We start from the raw sequence: 18,138 nt of genomic DNA on the forward strand, positions 1-18,138 counted from the left end.
CTAAGGCTGCGCCGGTTTCGACTGTCCTTGCGCCTCGCGACTGAGCTCGCTGCTCAGTTCCTGAAACTTGAGCCGCGCGGCCGGATCCCCCTGGGCGGCAGCCGCCGCGTAGTACGCACGTGCGATGTTGATGTTGCGCGTGACGCCATCGCCGCCACGCTCATAAAACGACGCTGTCACATACTGGGCGGTCATATCGCCGCCTTCGGCGGCTTTTTTGTACCAGTGGAAGGCCTGCCTGTAGTCGCGTGCGGTGCCGCGCCCATCCAGGAACTGGTTCGCAAGCGCCAATTCGGCCTGTATGTGGCCCTGTTGTGCCGCTTTGATGAACCATCGGTGCGCCTCCGTCGGGTCTCGCGATACGAAGTCGCCGTCGTCGTACATCCTGCCGTAGACGTACTGCGCGTGCGACATGTTCGCATCGGCCGCCTTGCGCAGCCATTTCCGCCCTTCATCGACGTTGGCGGGTGTGCCCTCGCCGTTAAGCAACATCATCGCGTAATTGAATTGCGCGAGCCGGTTGCCGCGCTCCGCAGCATCGCGAAATTCCTTGAGCGCGGCGTTGAAATCGCCGGCGTTATAGTCGGCCACCGCGGCTTGCGTCTCGGGGTCTTTGTCGGCAAGCGGTGCGGCCGGGTTGATTTGCCCTTCTGCCTGCGTGCGTGACTGCGCGGGCGCAGCGCCAGCAAGCCCGGCAACAGCCAACGTGAGGGCCGAGATGATGGGAAGCGCCGAACGCCCCCATGCGGACATGCTCCGTTTTCTCATGTTCTTGCCTCCTGCAATGCGGCACGGACAGCGCGAACGAGCCACCCTACGTCGGCGGCCAGTGCGATAAAGCGGAAGCCGTCCGCGCGATACTGACGCGCACTCGCCGCGTCGAGCGCAAAAATGCCCGATGCGACGCCGGCCCGTTCGGCGGCGGCAGCTACGCGGCGCACGGCATCCTGAACCTCGGGGTGTTTGGTATCCCCAAGATGACCGAGGCTCGCCGCTAAATCCGATGGCCCGACGAACAGACAATCGACCCCGGACGTTGCTGCAATTCGATCGACTTCGTCGAGTGCCTCCCCGGATTCGATCTGGACGATTGTCGCAATCTGCGCATTGGCGGTCTGCAGATAGTCGCGCCGTGCGCCGTATGCCGAGGCCCGTACAGCGCTCGCGACGCCGCGCAGACCATCGGCGTGACCGGTGTCCGGGAAGCGCGTCAGCCGAACAGCGTGTGCCGCCGCTTCGGCCGATTCGATATTGGGAAACATCAGCGTGCGCGCGCCCGCGTCGAGGACCCGTTTGACGAGCCAAGATTCGCAAGCCGGCACACGGACGACAGGTTCGGTGGGCAGCCGCGAGGCGGCAATGGCGCGCAATTGCGCTGTCACATCAGCCGAATCATTCGGCGCGTGCTCCATGTCGATGCAAAGCCAGTCGAACCCGGCATGTGCGAGCGCCTCTGCCACTTCAGCGCTACGGAGCGAGAGCCACAACCCGTAAAGCGGCTCGGCTTCCTTCAGACGCGCCTTGAGGGGATTCGTAAATGTGCTCATGCGCCACCTCCTCGAGTGAGCGCCACACGCAGCCGCCACTATCAACGCAGCGCTCGTGAAGCTTCGCGCTGCGCGGCCGGGTCTCGCTCCATTGACGCCGGCACACCGCGCACGCGGCGCGAAACCGGCTTTGCTCGATCATACTGACAGCGGAAGCACCGCGCAAAGCGTGGGTCGTCGCGCACCGCCCCAAGAATGGGGCACGAGAGACGTGACGCGCAGAGGACAAGCGCATTCTTGCGCGTCCTCGGCACGGCTCACGCCATTAGAGGCGAGGGTCAAATATCGCGGACAAAATCGGCCCAGCAGTTCGGCGTTTCGTAGATCCGCACACGCGTGAGGCGCAGATTCACGCCGTAATGCGCGTCATAGACGGCCGAAAGCGTCTCGAATGCGACGGCCGCGAGGTTTTCGACGGTGGGAATACGATTGAGCACCACCGTCTTGTGATCGGGCATTGACTCAAGAAACGCTCGAACTTGGGTGTCGCCTTCGTAGACAAGAAACGCGTGATCCCAACGGCTGACCAAATGCTCCATCGCGAGCGATTTGACATCGGCGAAGTCCATCACCATGCCCCGATCGGGCGCGCCTTCCTGGTCGATCACGTCGCCTTGCAGCGTGATCTCGAGCACATACCGGTGCCCGTGGAGATTACGGCACTGGCTGCGGTGGTCGGGGATGCGGTGCCCCGCATCGAATTCGAGTTTTCGGGTAATCGTCAGCACGGCAGGGGTCAGGGTATATTCAGATACTTGTGCGTCTGCATGGAAAGCCGCCACTTCGGGTGGCGCTTGCACCAGTCGATTGCGAGACGCGTGTTGATTTCGCGCGCAGGGCCGTCCATCGGCTGCACCAGAAAGTGATCGAACTCGAGCGCCGCATAGTCGGCCAAGCGCTGATTCTCCTGCGGAATGACGACCTTCAGTTCGTCACCCTTGGTGACGACGAGCGGTGCATCGGCTTTGGGGCTCACGCAAACCCAATCGATCGATTCCAGAACCGGCAGCGAACCGTTCGTCTCGATTGCCACTTCGAATCCAGCCGCATGCAGCGCATCGACGAGCGGCGCGTCGAGCTGCAACATCGGCTCCCCGCCCGTGCAGACGACGAAGCGGAAGCCTTCGCCGACCGGCCAAAGCGAGACGATCTTGTCGACGAGCGCGCGGGCATCGCCATATTTGCCACCGTTCTCGCCGTCAGTGCCCACGAAGTCGGTGTCGCAAAAGCGGCAAACCGCGCTCGCGCGATCCTCTTCGCGCCCCGACCAAAGATTGCAACCGGCGAACCGGCAAAACACAGCTGGGCGGCCGGCGTTCGCGCCTTCGCCCTGCAGCGTGTAGAAAATTTCCTTGACCGCGTACGTCATATCGCGTTTTCCGTCTGCCCGAGTCCTCGACTCGATCTGCGCGGGGTGTCCGCACCCATTGCACCGCCTTTGTCGCAACTCGCCCGACCGGGAGACCGCTACACCGGTTGCGTCACCTGTTCGCCCGCAAGAAATGCCTCATAGCCGCGCTTGCGCAAGCGGCACGCTGGACATTCGCCGCAGCCGAAGCCCCAGTCGTTGAACTGCCCCCGCTCGCCGAGGTAGCAGGTGTGCGTCTCCACGCGAATCAACTCGACCAGCGCAGGGCCGCCGAGCCGCTCGGCGAGGCGCCAAGTATCGGCCTTATCGAGCCACATCAGCGGCGTCTCGATGATGAAGCGGCTCTGCATACCGAGATTGAGTGCGACTTGCAGCGCCTTCATCGTGTCATCGCGGCAGTCCGGATAGCCGGAGAAATCCGTCTCGCACATCCCGCCGACGAGCGCGCGCAATCCGCGTCGATGCGCGAGCGCGGCGGCGATCGTCATGAACATCAGGTTTCGCCCCGGCACGAACGTGTTCGGCAGTCCGTTAGCCGCAGCCTCGATCTCGATCTCGCGCGTCATGGCCGTATCGCTGATCGCGCCGAGCACGGAAAGATCGATCATGTGATCGTCACCGAGCCGGCCAGCCCATGCGGGGAATGCGCGCGCGAACTTTTCACGCACGCCCTCCCGACAGTCAAGCTCCACGCGATGACGCTGGCCGTAATCGAAACCGATCGTTTCGACCGTCTCGTAACGATCAAGTGCCCATGCGAGGCACGTCGCCGAATCCTGGCCACCCGAAAATAGCACGAGCGCGCCGCTCTTAGCGTCTGTCCCAATCACCGTGAACACTCCACTCCGTAAGCCGTCACGAATCCGTTGTCTGCCGATGTTCGCCGCAGTGTGGCGTCTGCTGCACCTTACGGCGTGGCATTAGGCGTCGTGGATGCAACGCGTGATCACACGCCGCGTTCGCGGCCTGCACGTCCCACGCGCCTCACGCCCGCCGATCTCCTGCGCCCAAGCACAACACCCGCGGCTTTGCGCAATCGAAGTATAGGCCTCACCTTTGGGGCCAAGCGCTACATTGCGCCCCTGGGTTGCGCCCCCTCGGTTGCGCCCTCTACTGACCAACCAGATCAGAGGCCTTAAGGCCTGCTGCGCGGAACAAGCAGCGCGACCCGCGCAGCAATGAAGAAAACCCCAAGAATCTCGCGATTCTTGGGGTTGCATACAGCTGGTGGCCTGGGGCGGAATCGAACCACCGACACGCGGATTTTCAATCCGCTGCTCTACCAACTGAGCTACCGGGCCACGAAGAAAAAAGATTATATCAAGGACTTGGGGGATCCTCAAGTGTTTTTGTACGTTTAGTCGATCTTGCATTGGGGATGCAGTGCTTCACAACTCATGTGAGCGTCAGTGGCGCGTCACATTGCGCGACACTACCAATCCCTCGTGCAGAACGACAAAAGCGGACAAAAAGCGCCATGCGACGCAACGGCACGGAACTGAAGCGCAACGATGGACGAATCGCGCCGTAGAGCGGCGTCCGACCCAAGGCAGCGCTCACTCCCTGTCATTCCCCCTTGCTCTTGCCAAGATCGACGCCGAGCTGCTTGAGCTTGCGATAAAGATGGGTGCGCTCAAGCCCCGTCTTTTCGGCGACTCGCGTCATGCTGCCGTTCTCGCGCGCCAAGTGATATTCGAAATAGGCGCGTTCAAACGCGTCGCGCGCATCGCGAAGCGGAATGTCGAAGGAAATCGATGCGGCCTGCCCCACGACCATCCCCCCCGCCGGGTTGTCGACCACAAACCCCGGCACAGCGACGGCTGCCGCAATCGACGCGACATTGGCAGGCGTGGCCGACTTCGCAGCCGCGGCGGAAGAAGGTATTGCGCTGCCGCGTGCGAGCCCCTGCTCAACGGCTTTCAATAGCTTTTGCAGCGCGATCGGCTTTTCGAGAAAGTTCAGCGCGCCGATCTTGGTCGCCTCGACCGCCGTATCGATCGTCGCATGCCCCGACATCATGATGACGGGCATGGTCAACTGCCCTTGCGCTGCCCACTCCTTGAGCAGGGTCACGCCATCCGTATCGGGCATCCAGATGTCGAGCAGCACGAGATCAGGTGCATGACGCAAGCGTAAATCGCGCGCCTGTTGCGCGTTTTCTGCGACGTCAACGGCATGCCCCTCATCGCTCAGGATTTCCGAGAGTAATTCCCGGATACCCATTTCGTCGTCTACCACCAAGATGGTTGCCATTTATGCTGCCCTTGTCTGCGCTATTGCTTTTGTCGTCCCCGGCGTTGCTCCCCCGCGCGTTGCCGCTTGGCCGGGCGTGGATGGCAACGTGTCGTCAGCCATTTGCAGGAACAATATCGAAATCTGCGCACCCTCGATCGTCTCGCCCGACTTCATGCGATTGCGAATATCGATGCGGGCGCCATGCTCATCGACGATCTTCTTGACGGTGGCAAGTCCAAGCCCCGTCCCTTTGGCCTTAGTCGTCACGTAAGGTTCGAACGCACGTGTGAGAATGCGAGCGGGAAAGCCCGGTCCGTTGTCCGAAACGGTGAGGCGTACTGCGATGCGGACTTTGCCCTGGGCGTCGGGATCGCCATATTCTACTGTCTTGCTTTCCAGCACGACACGGGGATTGCGTGCGTCCGCGACTGCATCTTGTGCGTTTTGCAGCAAATTGTGAATCACTTGGCGAAGTTGTGTCGCATCGCCCTTGATCACGGGCAACGGGTGCAAGTCAACCAAGATGGGGCTCTTACCCTCCTCGACGCCGTACAGCGCAAGGACCTCCATCACCAGATCGTTGAGCTGCAGGTTCGCAAGCACGGCAGGCGGCGTGCGCGCATAGTCGCGAAAATCGTCCACCATGCGCTTCATTGCCGCAACCTGATTGACGATCGTCGTGGCGCCGCGCTTGAGCACATCGGCGTCTGGCTGCGAAAGCTTGTCCGCAAGCTTCATTTGCAGGCGTTCAGCGGAAAGTTGAATCGGCGTCAAAGGATTTTTGATCTCGTGCGCGAGCCGTCGTGCCACTTCACCCCACGCCACCGATCGCTGCGCCGAAATCACATCGGAGATGTCGTCGAAGACAATCACATAGCCCGTCGTTTGCACTTCGTCCAATTCGCCGCCGTTTTCGCCCCCAGCCACAAGCCGCGAGCCTCGCACGAGCAGCGTGATCGGCTCCATCTCCCCAGGCACGGAGACGGCGATCTGCTGCTGCCAGTGGCCGTTGTCGTGGCCACCTGTGCTGGCCGCCTCTCGATCCGCAAAGGCCTTGCGCACCATGGACGCGAACTCGGCAACGACATCGATTTTCTCCAGCGATGCGCCAAGCATCGAATGGAAAGGCTGCCGGAATATGCGTTCGGCGCCGCGATTGGCCGTGCTCAGCCGGAATTGCCTGTCGAGCACGAACACGCCAGCCGTCAGGTTTGCGAGGATGCTCTCTAGATAGGCCTTCGAATGCTCAAGCGCGATGCGGTTTTGCTCCACCGCCGCGCGTGCCTCGGACAACTGCCGCGTCATCGCATTGAACGACTGAGTCAGAAAGCCAAGTTCATCGCGCGACTTGATCTCGCGCTTGGGCGTGAAGTCGCCTTCCGCGACTTCCTTCGTTCCCTTCGCCAACAGGAAGAGCGGCCGCGCGAGCTGATTGCCGAGCGCAATCGCAAGCATCATGGCGATAAACGTCGCGAGAAAGAGCGCGAGGGTCAGCGTCCCGATGTACATCTTGCGCAGCCCCGTGCGGCCGAGTGACTTCTCCTGATATTCGCGATAGGCGCGCTGCACGGCGTCGGCGTTGCGCGCTAGGGTCGGCGACACGGGCTGCGTAATCTGCAAGAAGCGCTCGGCCGGCTGCAAGAGCGATGTATTGGAATCCGGTATGCGCTCGACGACGCGCAAGCGCAGCGTGCCTGCGCCTCCCACAGCATGAGGATCGCCGTCCACTTCGCCTTCGACCGCCGCGAAGCCGCGTCTGCGGGCCTGATCGATCACGAGTGTCGTCGGCATGTCGTCGGGTACGAGCGCCGCGATGTTGCCGCCCGATGCCTGAGCAACCACATGCAAACTGGGCGCGGCGCCTGATACGCCGCCCCCCGACTCGACGATCATGGCCTCCTGCACGCCGAACTGGTCGCGCAAGCGCAACAGCGTAATGGTGGTGTTGGCGGGGCCCGCGCTTGCCAGTTGCTCGGACATCAACCGCGCCTTCGTCTGCAAATCGGAAAGCGATGCGTCGAGCATGCCACGGCCAAGATTGAGCCCCGACGTGAGCGCTGTCTCGATGTTGACGTCGAACCACGACTCGATGCTGCGCGAGACGAACTGATAGGAGACGACGTAGATGATCGCTCCCGGCACGACGCCGACCAGCGCAAAGAAGATGGCAAGCTTCGCGAGTAGCCGCGTGCCGAACTTGCCCTTGCGCAAGCGCACGAGGATCATCACGACCAGCGCGACGACGACAAGCAGAAAAACGAGCGCCACCGCAATGTTGGCCGAATAGAGCCATGAGTAGTAGCGGTCGAAAAACTCGGTGTTGGCGCTCGCAGCCGCAAGCAATACGAGCAGCAGCAACGCCGTGACGGCGACAGTCGATACGAGCACCCGTAACACGATGCTCTTGGCATCAGCACCGCGGCGCATCCTATCTAGCATGTTCGGCTACCGTAAAGGTGAATCGCTTCCAATCGGAGGCAAGCGACCAGTCGCGATTGTTCACCGCATCGACCTGGAACGGCTTGGGCATAAGCGCCGTGTCGAGCGCCATGCGCACCGACGCAGTGTAAGTCTCGCCAGCTCGCACTTGAGCGTGCTCGATCACATGCCACGACGTGACGTGCTTGATAATGGCGAGCGCTTCGGCAAGCGAGCTGAAACCGAGTTGCAGGCCGCCGCTCGACACACGATATTCACGCGTCAGCGGCTGAAACGAGAGCCGCCACGTTTGCGAGACCGATACCGGTTGCTCGTCGATCCAATACCACCTTGGGCGCGTGAGCTCGAAATCGGTCGTGAAGTAGAGCGGAACGCCTCGGTTGACAGCATCCTCAAGGCTGCTGTTGAGCTCGAAGTCGAAGCGCGCATCCAGGCTCCAGCCCGTGCCGTCTGCTTGCAAGGAAGCACGTTGGACGGCGATCGAATCGGCATGCGCCGGCGCCGCTGCGGCAAGGCAAACGGTCAGCCCGATCCAGAGCACGGCCACAAGCCGAAGCGAAAAAAGGCGTTTGCTGATCGTCACCGTTTCTGAAAGCGCGCGTAGAAAAAACCGTCGTGGTCGATGTCAGACTCGGTGCGCTCAGCGGCGCGCATGCCGGCCGTGGGTAGCACCGAAGACGCATCCGTCGCGCCGGCCGAAACCGGCGCCAGTTGCCCCGGCGCGTCCAATCGTACCGCATCTTTGTGGACGCGTTCAAACCGCTCGGCCTGTGCCTCGCCTTCCTCCGGAAAAATCGAGCAGGTCGCATAAAGCAGTTCGCCCCCCGGCGCAAGTAGCGGCCACAGTGCATCGACGATGCGTTGCTGCTCTCGCGCGAGCGCGGCGACATCGTCCGGCCGCCTGAGCCATCGGATATCGGGATGGCGACGGACGATGCCCGAAGCAGAGCAGGGCACATCGGCCAAGATGCGATCGAAGGGAATGCCGTCGTGCCACATCGCGGGCGCACCGGCGTCACCGACCCGCACCTCGGCATGCAGGTTCAGACGCTCAAGGTTCTCGCCGATGCGCACGGCGCGCGCGGCATCGCTCTCGAGCGCAACGAGCGAGACATCGGCAAGCTCCAGCACATGCCCCGTTTTGCCGCCGGGCGCCGCGCAGGCATCGAGCACGCGCATGCCGTCGCGTGCGCTGAGCCACTCGGCGGCGAGCTGCGCCCCCGCATCTTGCACCGAGACGATTCCGTCCGCGAATCCGGGTATCCGCTCGACCGGCATCGCTGCGGCGAGTTGCACGGCGTGGGCGCCAATTTGCTTCGCCTCGACATCGGCTGCGCGCAGCGTCTCCAGGTAGGCGGCGACCGTCGAGCGGCGCGCATTGACGCGCAGCGTCAAGGGCCCTGCGCAATTGCCCGCCGTGAGAATCTGCTCCCAGCGCTCGGGCCATGCCCGCGTCACCGCATCGATCCACCATCGCGGATAGTTCCAGCGGGCGACGGGATCGGCAGCGGCACTGGCTAGCAGGGTTTCACGCTCGCGCACGAAGGTACGCAAGACAGCGTTGACCAGCCCTCTCGCAAACGCCATCTCGCGCCGCGCGCCGATCGAATTGACCGCCTGATCAACGACGGTATGTGCCGGGTAAGACTCATCGAGAAGCAATGACAGCGCGCAGGCCAGCAGATGGCTGACATGCGGGGGCGGCGGTTTGCGCACGAGCTTCGTCATCAGCCAGTCGGCCGTGCCAAGACGGCGCAGCGTGCGATAGGCGATGTCCTGCATGGCTCCGCGTGCAAGTGCGATCGAGGCAGCCGTGCCTTTGGCCCGCACGGCGGCGAGTGCCGCCGGCAGGGCTGTGCCCGCTCGCACGGCGCCGACCGCTTGAGCTGCCGCGTCGAGCGCGAAGCCCAGTGAGTCGGGCGCGAGACGAAGCGTCGACAAGCGCGCGTCGCGCGCAGGTGCCGGCTGCGCCGAATGATGGCGTGCGGAGAAGGATCGGGTCATGAGGAAAACCGGCGTGCCACGACGGGCATCGAAACGCCAAACGCTGGATTGTAGCGCGCCTGCCAGGAGGGGCCCTCAGCTGATGCCGAGCCGGCCCGGCGCACCGCCAAGCACGGCCCCATGAAACAGCCCATGAAGCGGCCCGTAAAGCGACAGGCAAGCCGTTCCTTTTGCACTGGCATGCCTGCGGCGACGCACTCGCTCAGTCGTAGCGGCCAGTGCGCGCCATTTCCATCAGGCGCGCGATGCGCTCTTCGGTGGCAGGGTGCGTCGAGAACAGCTTCGCGACGCCACCGCCCGACAACGGATTGAGGATCATCATCTGAGCGGTCGTGGGATGTGCTTCGGCGGCGGCAAACGGAATCCCGGCCGCGTAACGGTGAATCTTGTCGAGCGCCGAGGCAAGCGCCTGCGGATCCCCTGACAAAGCTGCGCCGGCGCGGTCAGCTTCAAACTCGCGCGCACGAGAAATTGCCATCTGGATCATCGCCGCCGCGATCGGCGCCAACAAGGCCACTGCGATCCCCGCGATCGGGTTGGCCGGTCGGCCTTCCTCGTCGCGACCGCCAAAAAACACCGCGAAATTGGCGAGCGCCGAGATCGCGCCCGCCATCGTCGCGGAGATTGTCGAGATAAGGATATCGCGGTGTTTCACATGCGATAGCTCGTGTGCCATCACGCCGCGCATCTCGCGCTCGGACAAGATGCGCAGAATGCCTGTCGTCGCGGCGACGGCGGCGTGCTGCGGATTGCGCCCTGTCGCAAAGGCGTTTGGCGCGTCTTCGTTGATCAGGTAGACGCGCGGCATCGGCAGGCCGCCACGTGTCGAGAGTTCGCGAATCATCCGATAAAACTGCGGCGCGCTCGTCTCATCCACCTCCTGTGCGTTGTACATGCGCAGGACGAGCTTGTCCGAGAACCAGTACGAAAAGAAATTCATCGCCAGGGCGACGACGAGGGCGAACATCATGCCGCGCGAGCCGCCGATCATGCCGCCGATCACGACGAACAGGGCCGTGATCGCCGCCATCAGCATTGCGGTTTTCACCCAATTGAACATGTGGACTCCTTTCCCCTTTTATTCACACCAAAAGTTTCGCTGGCGAGCCGCATGAAAACGAGACAGAGCACGGCAAAGCATAGCGATCGACTGAAAGCAAACCGTTAGGTTGTGGCGAGCCGAAAAAATTCAACTTCTTTAGTGCTGTGCCGTCGCAAGCTTAAGCCCAAGCCCGACGAACGCGCTGCCCACGAAACGGTCGAGCCACTTCTTGATTGAAGGCTTGCCGCCGAGGCGCTGTGTGACCCCACCCGCGATCCAGGCAACAAAGCTGTTCCAGACCGTGCTCATCACGATGAAAACAGCACCCAGCAAAAGGAAGGTGAGCGCTTTGTGTTCGCTGTTCGCCGCGACGAACTGCGGAAAAAACGAGACGAAAAAGAGTACGACCTTGGGGTTCAGGACGTTAGTGCAAAAGCCTTGCACGAATAGCTGCTTGAGCGGCTTGGGCGCCACGGGCGAACTCGCTTGCCGGGCCTCGCTGGCAACGCCTGCCTTCTTCGCCGGAGAAGCGAGAATGAGACGCACACCGAGGTAGATCAGATAGATGGCGCCGGCGAGTTTGATGACGGTAAAGGCCGTCGCCGAAGCCGCGATGAGGGCCGTGAGCCCAAATGCACAAGCGAGTGTGTGCACGCAGCATCCGGCCGAAATGCCAAGCGCTGACATCAGGCCCGCACCGCGTCCCTGCGCGACGCTGCGCCCTACGATGTACGCCGTGTCCGGGCCCGGCGTGACATTCAGCAAAAAAACGGCTGCCACGAAGAGCGGAAAATGAACGATGCCGAACATGGCGTGATATCTCCTTACTGAGAAAGCCTGTGGGCGGGTGCGAAGGTTCGTGAGCAGGGGACGGGGGCGGTCCTGACCCGCCTTGGCTTGCCCCCAATTGGTGCGCTCAGTAGAGCCGTTCAAGAGAGCACCCGGTTCAACAACGGCGCGCAATGGACGTTGCTTGGGCGTTTGCCGGCACGCGTTGCTGTAACCGCCCCGATCGGCATCCCCGGCGCCCCTCTGCTTGAGAGGTAACAGGGCTCGGCGCCGACGGCTTCGTTGCTCGCCTTGCGGCCAACTGGCCGCTTCGTTCAATCAATGACTTCGAACAGCCGTTTGGCATTATGCCGCATGGCACCTCATGGCTAATCGGCCGACATAAACCGCCGGCCGGCCGTCAGCGGCGTGCCGGCCAGAAACTCGCGGACAGGCAGCCGCTTGCCGCCGGGCTTTTGAAGTTGCGTAATGCGCAGCGCCCCATCACCGCAAACGACGATGACGCCTTCCGGTGAAACGTCGACGATCGCGCCCGCCTTCACGTCATTCGCCCGATGGGCGACAGGCTCCGCAGCCCAAACTTTCAAGGCTGTGCCGTCATCCAGCGTTGCTGCGCCTCCCGGGAAAGGATCGAAAGCGCGAATCTGCCTGGCCAGTGCTTCGGCCGGTCTGCGCCAATCGAGCGCCCCCTCATGCTTGCCGATCTTTTCGGCGTATGTCACGCCCGCTTCGGGCTGAGACGTGGCCGCGAGCCTGCCGCCACGCTCCAGCTCGCGAAGCGCTTCCACGATCAGCGACGCACCGGCAGCCGCCAATGTGTCATGCAGCGTCGCAGTCGTGTCGCGCGGGCCGATCGGTACTCGTGCGGTGCTGAGCATCGGACCCGTGTCGAGCCCGGCCTCCATCTGCATGAGCGTAATGCCCGTTTCTGCGTCGCCGGCCTCGATGGCCCGATGGATCGGCGCCGCACCGCGCCAACGGGGCAGCAGCGAGGCGTGAATGTTGATGCAACCATGCGGCGGAATGTCGAGCACTTCCTGGGGCAGCAACAATCCATACGCCGCGACAACCATGACATCGTGCGGCGTGACGCGCAACTGCTCGATGGCCGAAGTGGCTTCGGCCGGAAACTTGCCGGTACGACGCAGCGAAGGGGGCTGAGAAAGCGCAAGCCCGTGCTCGAGCGCATATCGCTTGACGGCACTGGCCTGCAATTTCATGCCCCGGCCAGCGGGCCTGTCAGGCTGTGTTAGCACGAGGGGCACGGGAAAGCCCGCCGCGTGGATAGCGGCCAGCGCCGCCGCGGCAAATTCGGGCGTGCCGGCAAAAATGACGCGCAAGGGGGGTGTCATAGGCAAACGCGCGCTCCGAGTCACATCTCGTGCGCGAGCTTTTTCATCTTCGACTTGATGCGCGTTTGCTTGAGCGGCGACAGATATTCGACAAAGACGCGCCCCATCAAATGATCCATCTCATGCTGAATGCAAACCGCCAGCAAACCTTCGCAATCCAGCTCGAACGACTCGCCGCGCTCATTCAACGCCCGCACTCGCACCTTCTCTGCCCGCTCGACATCGTCGTAGATGCCGGGCACGGACAGGCAACCCTCCTCAGAGAGCTTGCGCTCGTCGCTCGACCAAACGATCTCGGGGTTGATGAAGACGAGAAGCTGGTCGTGCGTATCCGACACATCAATCACTATGACGCGCTCATGGACATCGACTTGCGTGGCGGCGAGACCCACGCCCGGTGCGTCGTACATCGTCTCGGCCATATTGGCAGCGAGTTTGCGGATGCGATCGTCAACGACTGCCACCGGCTTCGCGATCTTGTGCAGACGCTTATCCGGAAAGTTAAGAATGTTCAGTAAGGCCATGGCTAAAAAACTGTCTCTTTCTCGCGCGCGACGCGCGCAAACGCGAACAGCGAATATCCCGCGCTTCGCAACATCATGATCTCTATCCCCGTGTCCGTCGATAGGCCATCCGGCCAGCTTGTGCCTAACCTCGCCGCGCACCGAAGATAAGTCGGACGACGTGCGCCTAAACCGTCCGCAAACGGGCGAACAGAAGGCGTGTTCCGCACAGGGGATTATTTCGGATGATGAAAATTCTACCACGCTGCCCATGCCTTGGCAGGTGGCGACTTGGCGCGCGATGCAGGCCTTGCCCATGACCGAGGCCGAGTTGAGCGCATGGCTTTGCCTCGCGGGTGCGCGCGGGCTGACGCCGGCCGCACTGCGGACGCTTGTCAATGCTTTCGGTGGGGCTCAGGCGGTACGGGCGCAGCCGTTTGAATCGCTTGCGGCGATTGCCGGGCCGCAGGCCGCACGTGCAGCGGTATCGCCGCCGGCGGCCGCACTTCGCGAAGCGGTCGCAAATGCGGCGGCGTGGTGCCTCGAGCCCGGCAATGCGATCGTGCCGCTTACCGATCCGGCGTATCCCGCCGCCTTGCTGACGATGCACGATCCGCCGGCTTTGCTGTATGTAAAGGGGCGCCTCGAGTTGCTGCATGCGCCGGGCGTGGCCGTCGTCGGCAGCCGAAACGCCACGCCGCAAGGGCTCGAGGACGCCGCGAGTTTCGCCCGTGCATTGGCCGCCGCCGGCCTCACGGTCATCTCCGGGCTCGCCCTCGGCATCGACGGCGCGGCACACCGCGCTGCCCTCGACGCGGCCGGGGCCACGGTCGCCGTCATCGGCACGGGAGCGGATATCGTCTATCCGGCCAGGCACCGCGCGCTTGCGCACGAGGTAGCCGCCCGCGGCGCCATTGTCTCCGAATGGCCGCTCGGCACACCTGCGAGGCGCGAGAATTTTCCTCGACGCAACCGATTGATCGCCGGTCTCGCGAGGGGCGTTCTCATCGTCGAGGCAGCGCCGCGCTCGGGTTCTTTGATCACGGCGCGACTTGCCAACGAAATGGGCCGAGAAGTGTTCGCTGTGCCGGGTTCGATTCACGCGCCACTGTCTCGCGGTTGTCACCAGCTCATCAAAGAGGGCGCGAAGCTCACCGAAACACCGGAGGACATTTTTGACGAACTGGGCGTCACATCACCCGCGCCGCCCCCCGACGCATCGGCTGCCTTACCGGGGCTATTCGGCGCATCTGGCACGCCGGCACTCGCAGACACGTCCCAATCCCAATCTCCGGTTTTATCGCCGGCACGGCGTCCAAGCAAACCCCGCACGCCCAACCGCCCAGGCGAGCCGGCTTTTTATCAAACGGAACCAGATCCAGCCCTACAAGACGGTGCACGGGCATCGTGCACCGGCGAGACGCACTCGGCATCGTCGGTGCTCCGGCCTGTCCGTCCGCCTGAGCGAGCGCACCTTGACGACCGAGCAGTTCGAGTCCTCCACGCACTCGGTCACGCTCCCGCAACGCTTGAAATTCTCGTAGCGAGAACCGGGATCGACGGCGCCGCGCTGCAAGGCGTCTTGCTTGGGCTGGAACTCGGCGGCCACGTGAGCGCTTTACCTGGCGGCCGATACTCGCGGATTGTGCGGCAGCCGCGCTGACCGGCAATGTTGCGGCATGCTAGAGTCGCACAGACACGAAACGAAATATCAGAAGGAACACCACGATGCCCGCGCTAAACCTCGATACCGATTCAGACCGGATCGCCGAGCGCGTGAATGACTGCAATACGCTGCTGGTCGCATGCTTATGCGCGGAGTGGTGCGGAACTTGCCGCGAATACCGCGCCGATTTCGATCAGCTTGCCGATGCCCACCCCGAAATGTGCTTCGTCTGGATTGACATCGAAACGCACGCGGACCGATTCGACGATCTCGATGTTGAGAATTTTCCGACCCTGCTGATCGAGGACGGGGCGACGACGCGCTTCTTCGGCACTGTCCTACCCCAAATTGCAATCGCCAATCGCCTGCTGTCAGAACTCACCGCGCTTTCCGGCGTTACCGGCGCGCCCAAATTACGTCCGGCGCTTGCCTTGGCTTGAGTCGGGCTGTGCCCGCCGCACAGGCGCAGGACCCGCACCGGCCAGCCCAGCGGTACGCAAAAGTGTGGGAGCCATCGGGCTCCGTCACAGCGTCCCAGATAGTGGACAACGATCGAACGATTTCTGTTACACGCCCGTGCTGCTCGCGCCGTGTGCTATAAAGCGGTCGTTGATGGAACCCCTGAACGGGTATTGACCCCGATCACAACCAGATTTTGTCATGTCGAAAGCACTTATCATTGCGGAGAAGCCTTCGGTCGCGAACGACATTGCGCGAGCGCTTGGCGGCTTCACCAAACATGACGATTACTACGAGAGCGACGAGTACGTCCTTTCGTCGGCGGTCGGACATTTGGTCGAGATCGCCGCGCCCGAGGCCTATGAAGTCAAGCGCGGCAAATGGAGTTTCGCCCACTTGCCGGTGATTCCGCCCCATTTCGATCTCAATCCGATCGCGAAGAGCGAATCACGGCTCAAGCTTCTGACGAAACTGATCAAGCGCAAGGACATCGAACGCCTTATCAACGCGTGCGACGCCGGGCGCGAGGGAGAGCTGATCTTTCGCCTGATCGCGCAGCACGCAAATGCCAAGCAGCCGGTGCAACGGCTGTGGCTGCAATCGATGACGCCCGCTGCGATCCGGGATGGCTTTGCGAATTTGCGCACGGATGGCGAGATGCAGCCGCTGGCCGACGCGGCACGTTGCCGTTCTGAAGCCGACTGGCTCGTCGGCATCAACGGCACGCGCGCGATGACAGCCTTCAACAGCAAGGGCGGCGGCTTCTTCCTCACGACAGTCGGGCGCGTGCAGACCCCGACGCTGTCGATCGTCGTCGAGCGCGAGGAAAAGATCCGCAACTTCATTGCGCGCGACTACTGGGAAGTTCGCGCCGAGTTCGTATGCTCGGCGGGCTTTTACGAAGGCCGCTGGTACGATCCCAAGTTCAAGCGCGACGAATTCGATCCGGAAAAGCGCGAGTCGCGCCTTTGGAGCCTCCCGGCTGCGGAAAGCATCGTGGCGGCGTGCCGCAACCAGCTCGGCACGGTCACCGAGGAATCGAAGCCCTCGAGTCAGCTGTCACCGTTGCTTTTCGATTTGACGAGCTTGCAGCGCGAAGCGAACAGTCGCTTCGGCTTCTCGGCAAAAAACACGCTGGGGTTGGCTCAGGCGCTTTACGAAAAGCACAAGGTGCTCACCTACCCGCGTACCGACGCGCGAGCGTTGCCGGAGGATTACATCGGCACCGTCAACAGCACGCTGGAAATGCTGAAGGAGAGCAACAACTATCTGCCCTTCGCCAAGCAGGTCCTCGACAAGAACTGGGTCAAGCCAAACAAACGGATTTTCGACAACTCGAAGATCAGCGATCACTTCGCGATCATTCCGACGCTGCAAGCGCCCAAGTCGTTGTCCGAGCCGGAGCAGAAGCTTTACGACCTTGTCGTGAAGCGCTTTCTCGCTGTCTTCTTCCCGGCGGCCGAGTACCGCGTCACTACACGCATCACTGAAGTCGCCGGTCATCACTTCAAGACAGAGGGCAAGGTACTCGTCGAGCCGGGCTGGCTGCAGATATACGGTCGCGAGTCGAGCGGCGAAGACGCCAACCTCGTGCCCGTGCAGAAGGGCGAAGAGGTGAAGACGGACGAAATCGCTGCACACGCGCTTACGACGAAGCCGCCTGCGCGCTACAACGAAGCGACGTTGCTCTCAGCCATGGAAGGCGCCGGCAAGCTCGTTGAGGATGACGAGTTGCGTGAGGCGATGGCGGCGAAAGGGCTCGGCACGCCAGCCACACGGGCCGCGATCATCGAAGGCTTGCTCGGCGAAAAGTACCTTGTGCGCGAGGCGCGCGATTTGATCCCGACCGCCAAGGCGTTTCAACTGATGACGTTGCTGCGTGGCCTCGGCGTAAAAGAGCTGACGGCGCCTGAACTCACGGGCGAGTGGGAACACAAGCTAGCGCAGATGGAGCGCGGCAGGCTTGCACGCGACGCGTTCATGCAGGAAATCGCACGCATGACGCAGACGATCGTCAAGCGCGCAAAGGAATACGATTCCGATACGATCCCTGGCGATTACGCGACGCTTGCCACGCCGTGCCCCCATTGCGGCGGCCAGGTCAAGGAGAACTACCGGCGCTTCGCCTGCACCCAGTGCGAATTCTCCATCTCGAAGATTCCCGGCAGCCGCCAATTCGAGATCGAGGAGGTTGAAACGCTGCTCGAGAAGAAGGAAATCGGGCCGCTTTCAGGCTTTCGCAGCAAGATGGGCCGACCGTTCTCCGCCATTCTCAAGCTCACGCTCGACAACGAGATCAACAACTACAAGCTGGAATTCGATTTCGGCCAGGATCAGGGCGGGGAGGACGGCGAGGCACCTGACTTTTCCGGTCAGGAGCCGGTTGGCGCGTGCCCGAAATGCGGAGCGAGCGTATTCGAGCATGGCATGAGTTACGTCTGCGAGAACTCCGTGACGACGCCGAAGCAGTGCGACTTCCGCTCCGGCAAAGTCATTCTGCAGCAGGAAATCGCGCGCGAGCAGATGGCCAAGCTCCTCGGCGAGGGCCGCACCGATCTGCTGACGAGCTTCAAGTCGTCGCGTACCGGCCGAAACTTCAAGGCCTATCTGGTCAAGCAAAGCGACGGCAAAATCGGCTTTGAGTTCGAGAAGAAGGAGCCGGCGGCCAAGACGGCAGCCAAAACCGCGGCTAAGACTGCGACCAAAACGGCTCGTCGGGCGGCCGGCTCGAGC

15 protein-coding genes, 1 tRNA gene and 2 pseudogenes are annotated in these 18,138 nt (G+C 62.5%); 3 read left to right on the plus strand and 15 right to left on the minus strand.

The genetic code is table 11. The features are described 5' to 3' along the window. The 15 genes and pseudogenes from VL598_RS03360 to def all read right to left on the minus strand — a co-directional run bounded on the left by VL598_RS03360 (position 1) and on the right by def (position 13,301). Entirely contained in the window at positions 1 to 753 is a 753-nt protein-coding gene (locus VL598_RS03360) for a tetratricopeptide repeat protein (protein ID WP_414718645.1), read from the minus strand. 11 nt (positions 754 to 764) lie between these two features. Beyond that, a complete protein-coding gene (locus VL598_RS03365) occupies positions 765 to 1,547 on the minus strand; it encodes an HpcH/HpaI aldolase family protein (protein WP_325325288.1) in 783 nt (260 codons plus the stop codon). Positions 1,548 to 1,825: 278 nt separating this feature from the next. Further along, positions 1,826 to 2,272: a 6-carboxytetrahydropterin synthase QueD gene (queD, locus tag VL598_RS03370; protein WP_325325300.1), complete on the minus strand. Its 447-nt coding sequence runs from the start codon at positions 2,270 to 2,272 to the stop codon at positions 1,826 to 1,828. 11 nt (positions 2,273 to 2,283) lie between these two features. After that, on the minus strand, positions 2,284 to 2,916 hold the full coding sequence (gene queE / locus VL598_RS03375) for a 7-carboxy-7-deazaguanine synthase (RefSeq protein WP_325325289.1): 633 nt from the start codon (positions 2,914 to 2,916) through the stop codon (positions 2,284 to 2,286). A 98-nt stretch (positions 2,917 to 3,014) separates the two neighbouring features. Beyond that, positions 3,015 to 3,746, minus strand: coding sequence for a 7-cyano-7-deazaguanine synthase QueC (queC, locus tag VL598_RS03380; protein ID WP_325325301.1), 732 nt, complete (start codon positions 3,744 to 3,746; stop codon positions 3,015 to 3,017). 395 nt (positions 3,747 to 4,141) lie between these two features. Beyond that, positions 4,142 to 4,217 (minus strand) — tRNA-Phe (locus VL598_RS03385). A gap of 265 nt (positions 4,218 to 4,482) precedes the next feature. Continuing rightward, positions 4,483 to 4,680 (minus strand): annotated as a pseudogene (gene esaR, locus VL598_RS16980) (response regulator transcription factor EsaR); the annotation flags it as partial. Positions 4,681 to 4,766: 86 nt separating this feature from the next. After that, positions 4,767 to 5,169, minus strand: a pseudogene (gene esaR / locus VL598_RS16985) (response regulator transcription factor EsaR); the annotation flags it as partial. Next, a complete protein-coding gene (locus VL598_RS03395) occupies positions 5,170 to 7,590 on the minus strand; it encodes a PAS domain-containing sensor histidine kinase (RefSeq protein ID WP_325325291.1) in 2,421 nt (806 codons plus the stop codon). Next, positions 7,580 to 8,173 carry a DUF4390 domain-containing protein gene (locus VL598_RS03400; protein ID WP_325325292.1) on the minus strand — a complete coding sequence of 198 codons (594 nt, stop codon included), beginning with the start codon at positions 8,171 to 8,173 and terminating at the stop codon, positions 7,580 to 7,582. Before VL598_RS03400 ends, VL598_RS03395 begins: the two co-directional genes overlap by 11 nt. After that, positions 8,170 to 9,594: a 16S rRNA (cytosine(967)-C(5))-methyltransferase RsmB gene (gene rsmB, locus VL598_RS03405; protein ID WP_325325293.1), complete on the minus strand. Its 1,425-nt coding sequence runs from the start codon at positions 9,592 to 9,594 to the stop codon at positions 8,170 to 8,172. The genes VL598_RS03400 and rsmB overlap by 4 nt, the downstream gene beginning before the upstream one ends. A gap of 202 nt (positions 9,595 to 9,796) precedes the next feature. Beyond that, positions 9,797 to 10,654 carry a zinc metalloprotease HtpX gene (htpX, locus tag VL598_RS03410; RefSeq protein WP_325325294.1) on the minus strand — a complete coding sequence of 286 codons (858 nt, stop codon included), beginning with the start codon at positions 10,652 to 10,654 and terminating at the stop codon, positions 9,797 to 9,799. Between the two features lie 138 nt (positions 10,655 to 10,792). Beyond that, positions 10,793 to 11,446 carry a LysE family translocator gene (locus VL598_RS03415; protein ID WP_325325295.1) on the minus strand — a complete coding sequence of 218 codons (654 nt, stop codon included), beginning with the start codon at positions 11,444 to 11,446 and terminating at the stop codon, positions 10,793 to 10,795. Positions 11,447 to 11,793: 347 nt separating this feature from the next. Then, positions 11,794 to 12,777: a methionyl-tRNA formyltransferase gene (fmt, locus tag VL598_RS03420; RefSeq protein ID WP_325325296.1), complete on the minus strand. Its 984-nt coding sequence runs from the start codon at positions 12,775 to 12,777 to the stop codon at positions 11,794 to 11,796. A gap of 20 nt (positions 12,778 to 12,797) precedes the next feature. Next, positions 12,798 to 13,301 (minus strand): peptide deformylase, encoded by a 504-nt coding sequence (gene def, locus VL598_RS03425; protein WP_325325297.1) that lies wholly within the window; start codon positions 13,299 to 13,301, stop codon positions 12,798 to 12,800. A 280-nt stretch (positions 13,302 to 13,581) separates the two neighbouring features. Between def and dprA the strand changes: the two genes are divergently transcribed. From dprA to VL598_RS03440, 3 genes are all read left to right on the plus strand, one after another. Next, positions 13,582 to 14,943, plus strand: a complete 1,362-nt coding sequence (gene dprA, locus VL598_RS03430; protein WP_325325302.1) for a DNA-processing protein DprA — start codon at positions 13,582 to 13,584, stop codon at positions 14,941 to 14,943. Positions 14,944 to 15,008: 65 nt separating this feature from the next. Beyond that, entirely contained in the window at positions 15,009 to 15,386 is a 378-nt protein-coding gene (locus VL598_RS03435; protein ID WP_325325298.1) for a thioredoxin family protein, read from the plus strand. Between the two features lie 220 nt (positions 15,387 to 15,606). Continuing rightward, the coding region (locus VL598_RS03440) for a DNA topoisomerase III (RefSeq protein ID WP_325325299.1) at positions 15,607 to 18,138 on the plus strand (2,532 nt) is incomplete at its 3' end.

The organism is Trinickia sp., from assembly GCF_035492435.1.
Classification (GTDB): Bacteria; Pseudomonadota; Gammaproteobacteria; order Burkholderiales; family Burkholderiaceae; genus Trinickia.

Bases quoted from the DNA above. Each gene is read 5' to 3' on its own strand.
- VL598_RS03360 (WP_414718645.1), bottom strand. From the start codon at position 753: ATGTCCGCATGGGGGCGTTCGGCGCTTCCCATCATCTCGGCCCTCACG.
- VL598_RS03365 (WP_325325288.1), bottom strand. From the start codon at position 1,547: ATGAGCACATTTACGAATCCCCTCAAGGCGCGTCTGAAGGAAGCCGAG.
- queE (WP_325325289.1), bottom strand. From the start codon at position 2,916: ATGACGTACGCGGTCAAGGAAATTTTCTACACGCTGCAGGGCGAAGGC.
- VL598_RS03395 (WP_325325291.1), bottom strand. From the start codon at position 7,590: ATGCTAGATAGGATGCGCCGCGGTGCTGATGCCAAGAGCATCGTGTTA.
- rsmB (WP_325325293.1), bottom strand. From the start codon at position 9,594: ATGACCCGATCCTTCTCCGCACGCCATCATTCGGCGCAGCCGGCACCT.
- htpX (WP_325325294.1), bottom strand. From the start codon at position 10,654: ATGTTCAATTGGGTGAAAACCGCAATGCTGATGGCGGCGATCACGGCC.
- VL598_RS03415 (WP_325325295.1), bottom strand. From the start codon at position 11,446: ATGTTCGGCATCGTTCATTTTCCGCTCTTCGTGGCAGCCGTTTTTTTG.
- fmt (WP_325325296.1), bottom strand. From the start codon at position 12,777: ATGACACCCCCCTTGCGCGTCATTTTTGCCGGCACGCCCGAATTTGCC.
- def (WP_325325297.1), bottom strand. From the start codon at position 13,301: ATGGCCTTACTGAACATTCTTAACTTTCCGGATAAGCGTCTGCACAAG.
- dprA (WP_325325302.1), top strand. From the start codon at position 13,582: ATGCAGGCCTTGCCCATGACCGAGGCCGAGTTGAGCGCATGGCTTTGC.
- VL598_RS03435 (WP_325325298.1), top strand. From the start codon at position 15,009: ATGCCCGCGCTAAACCTCGATACCGATTCAGACCGGATCGCCGAGCGC.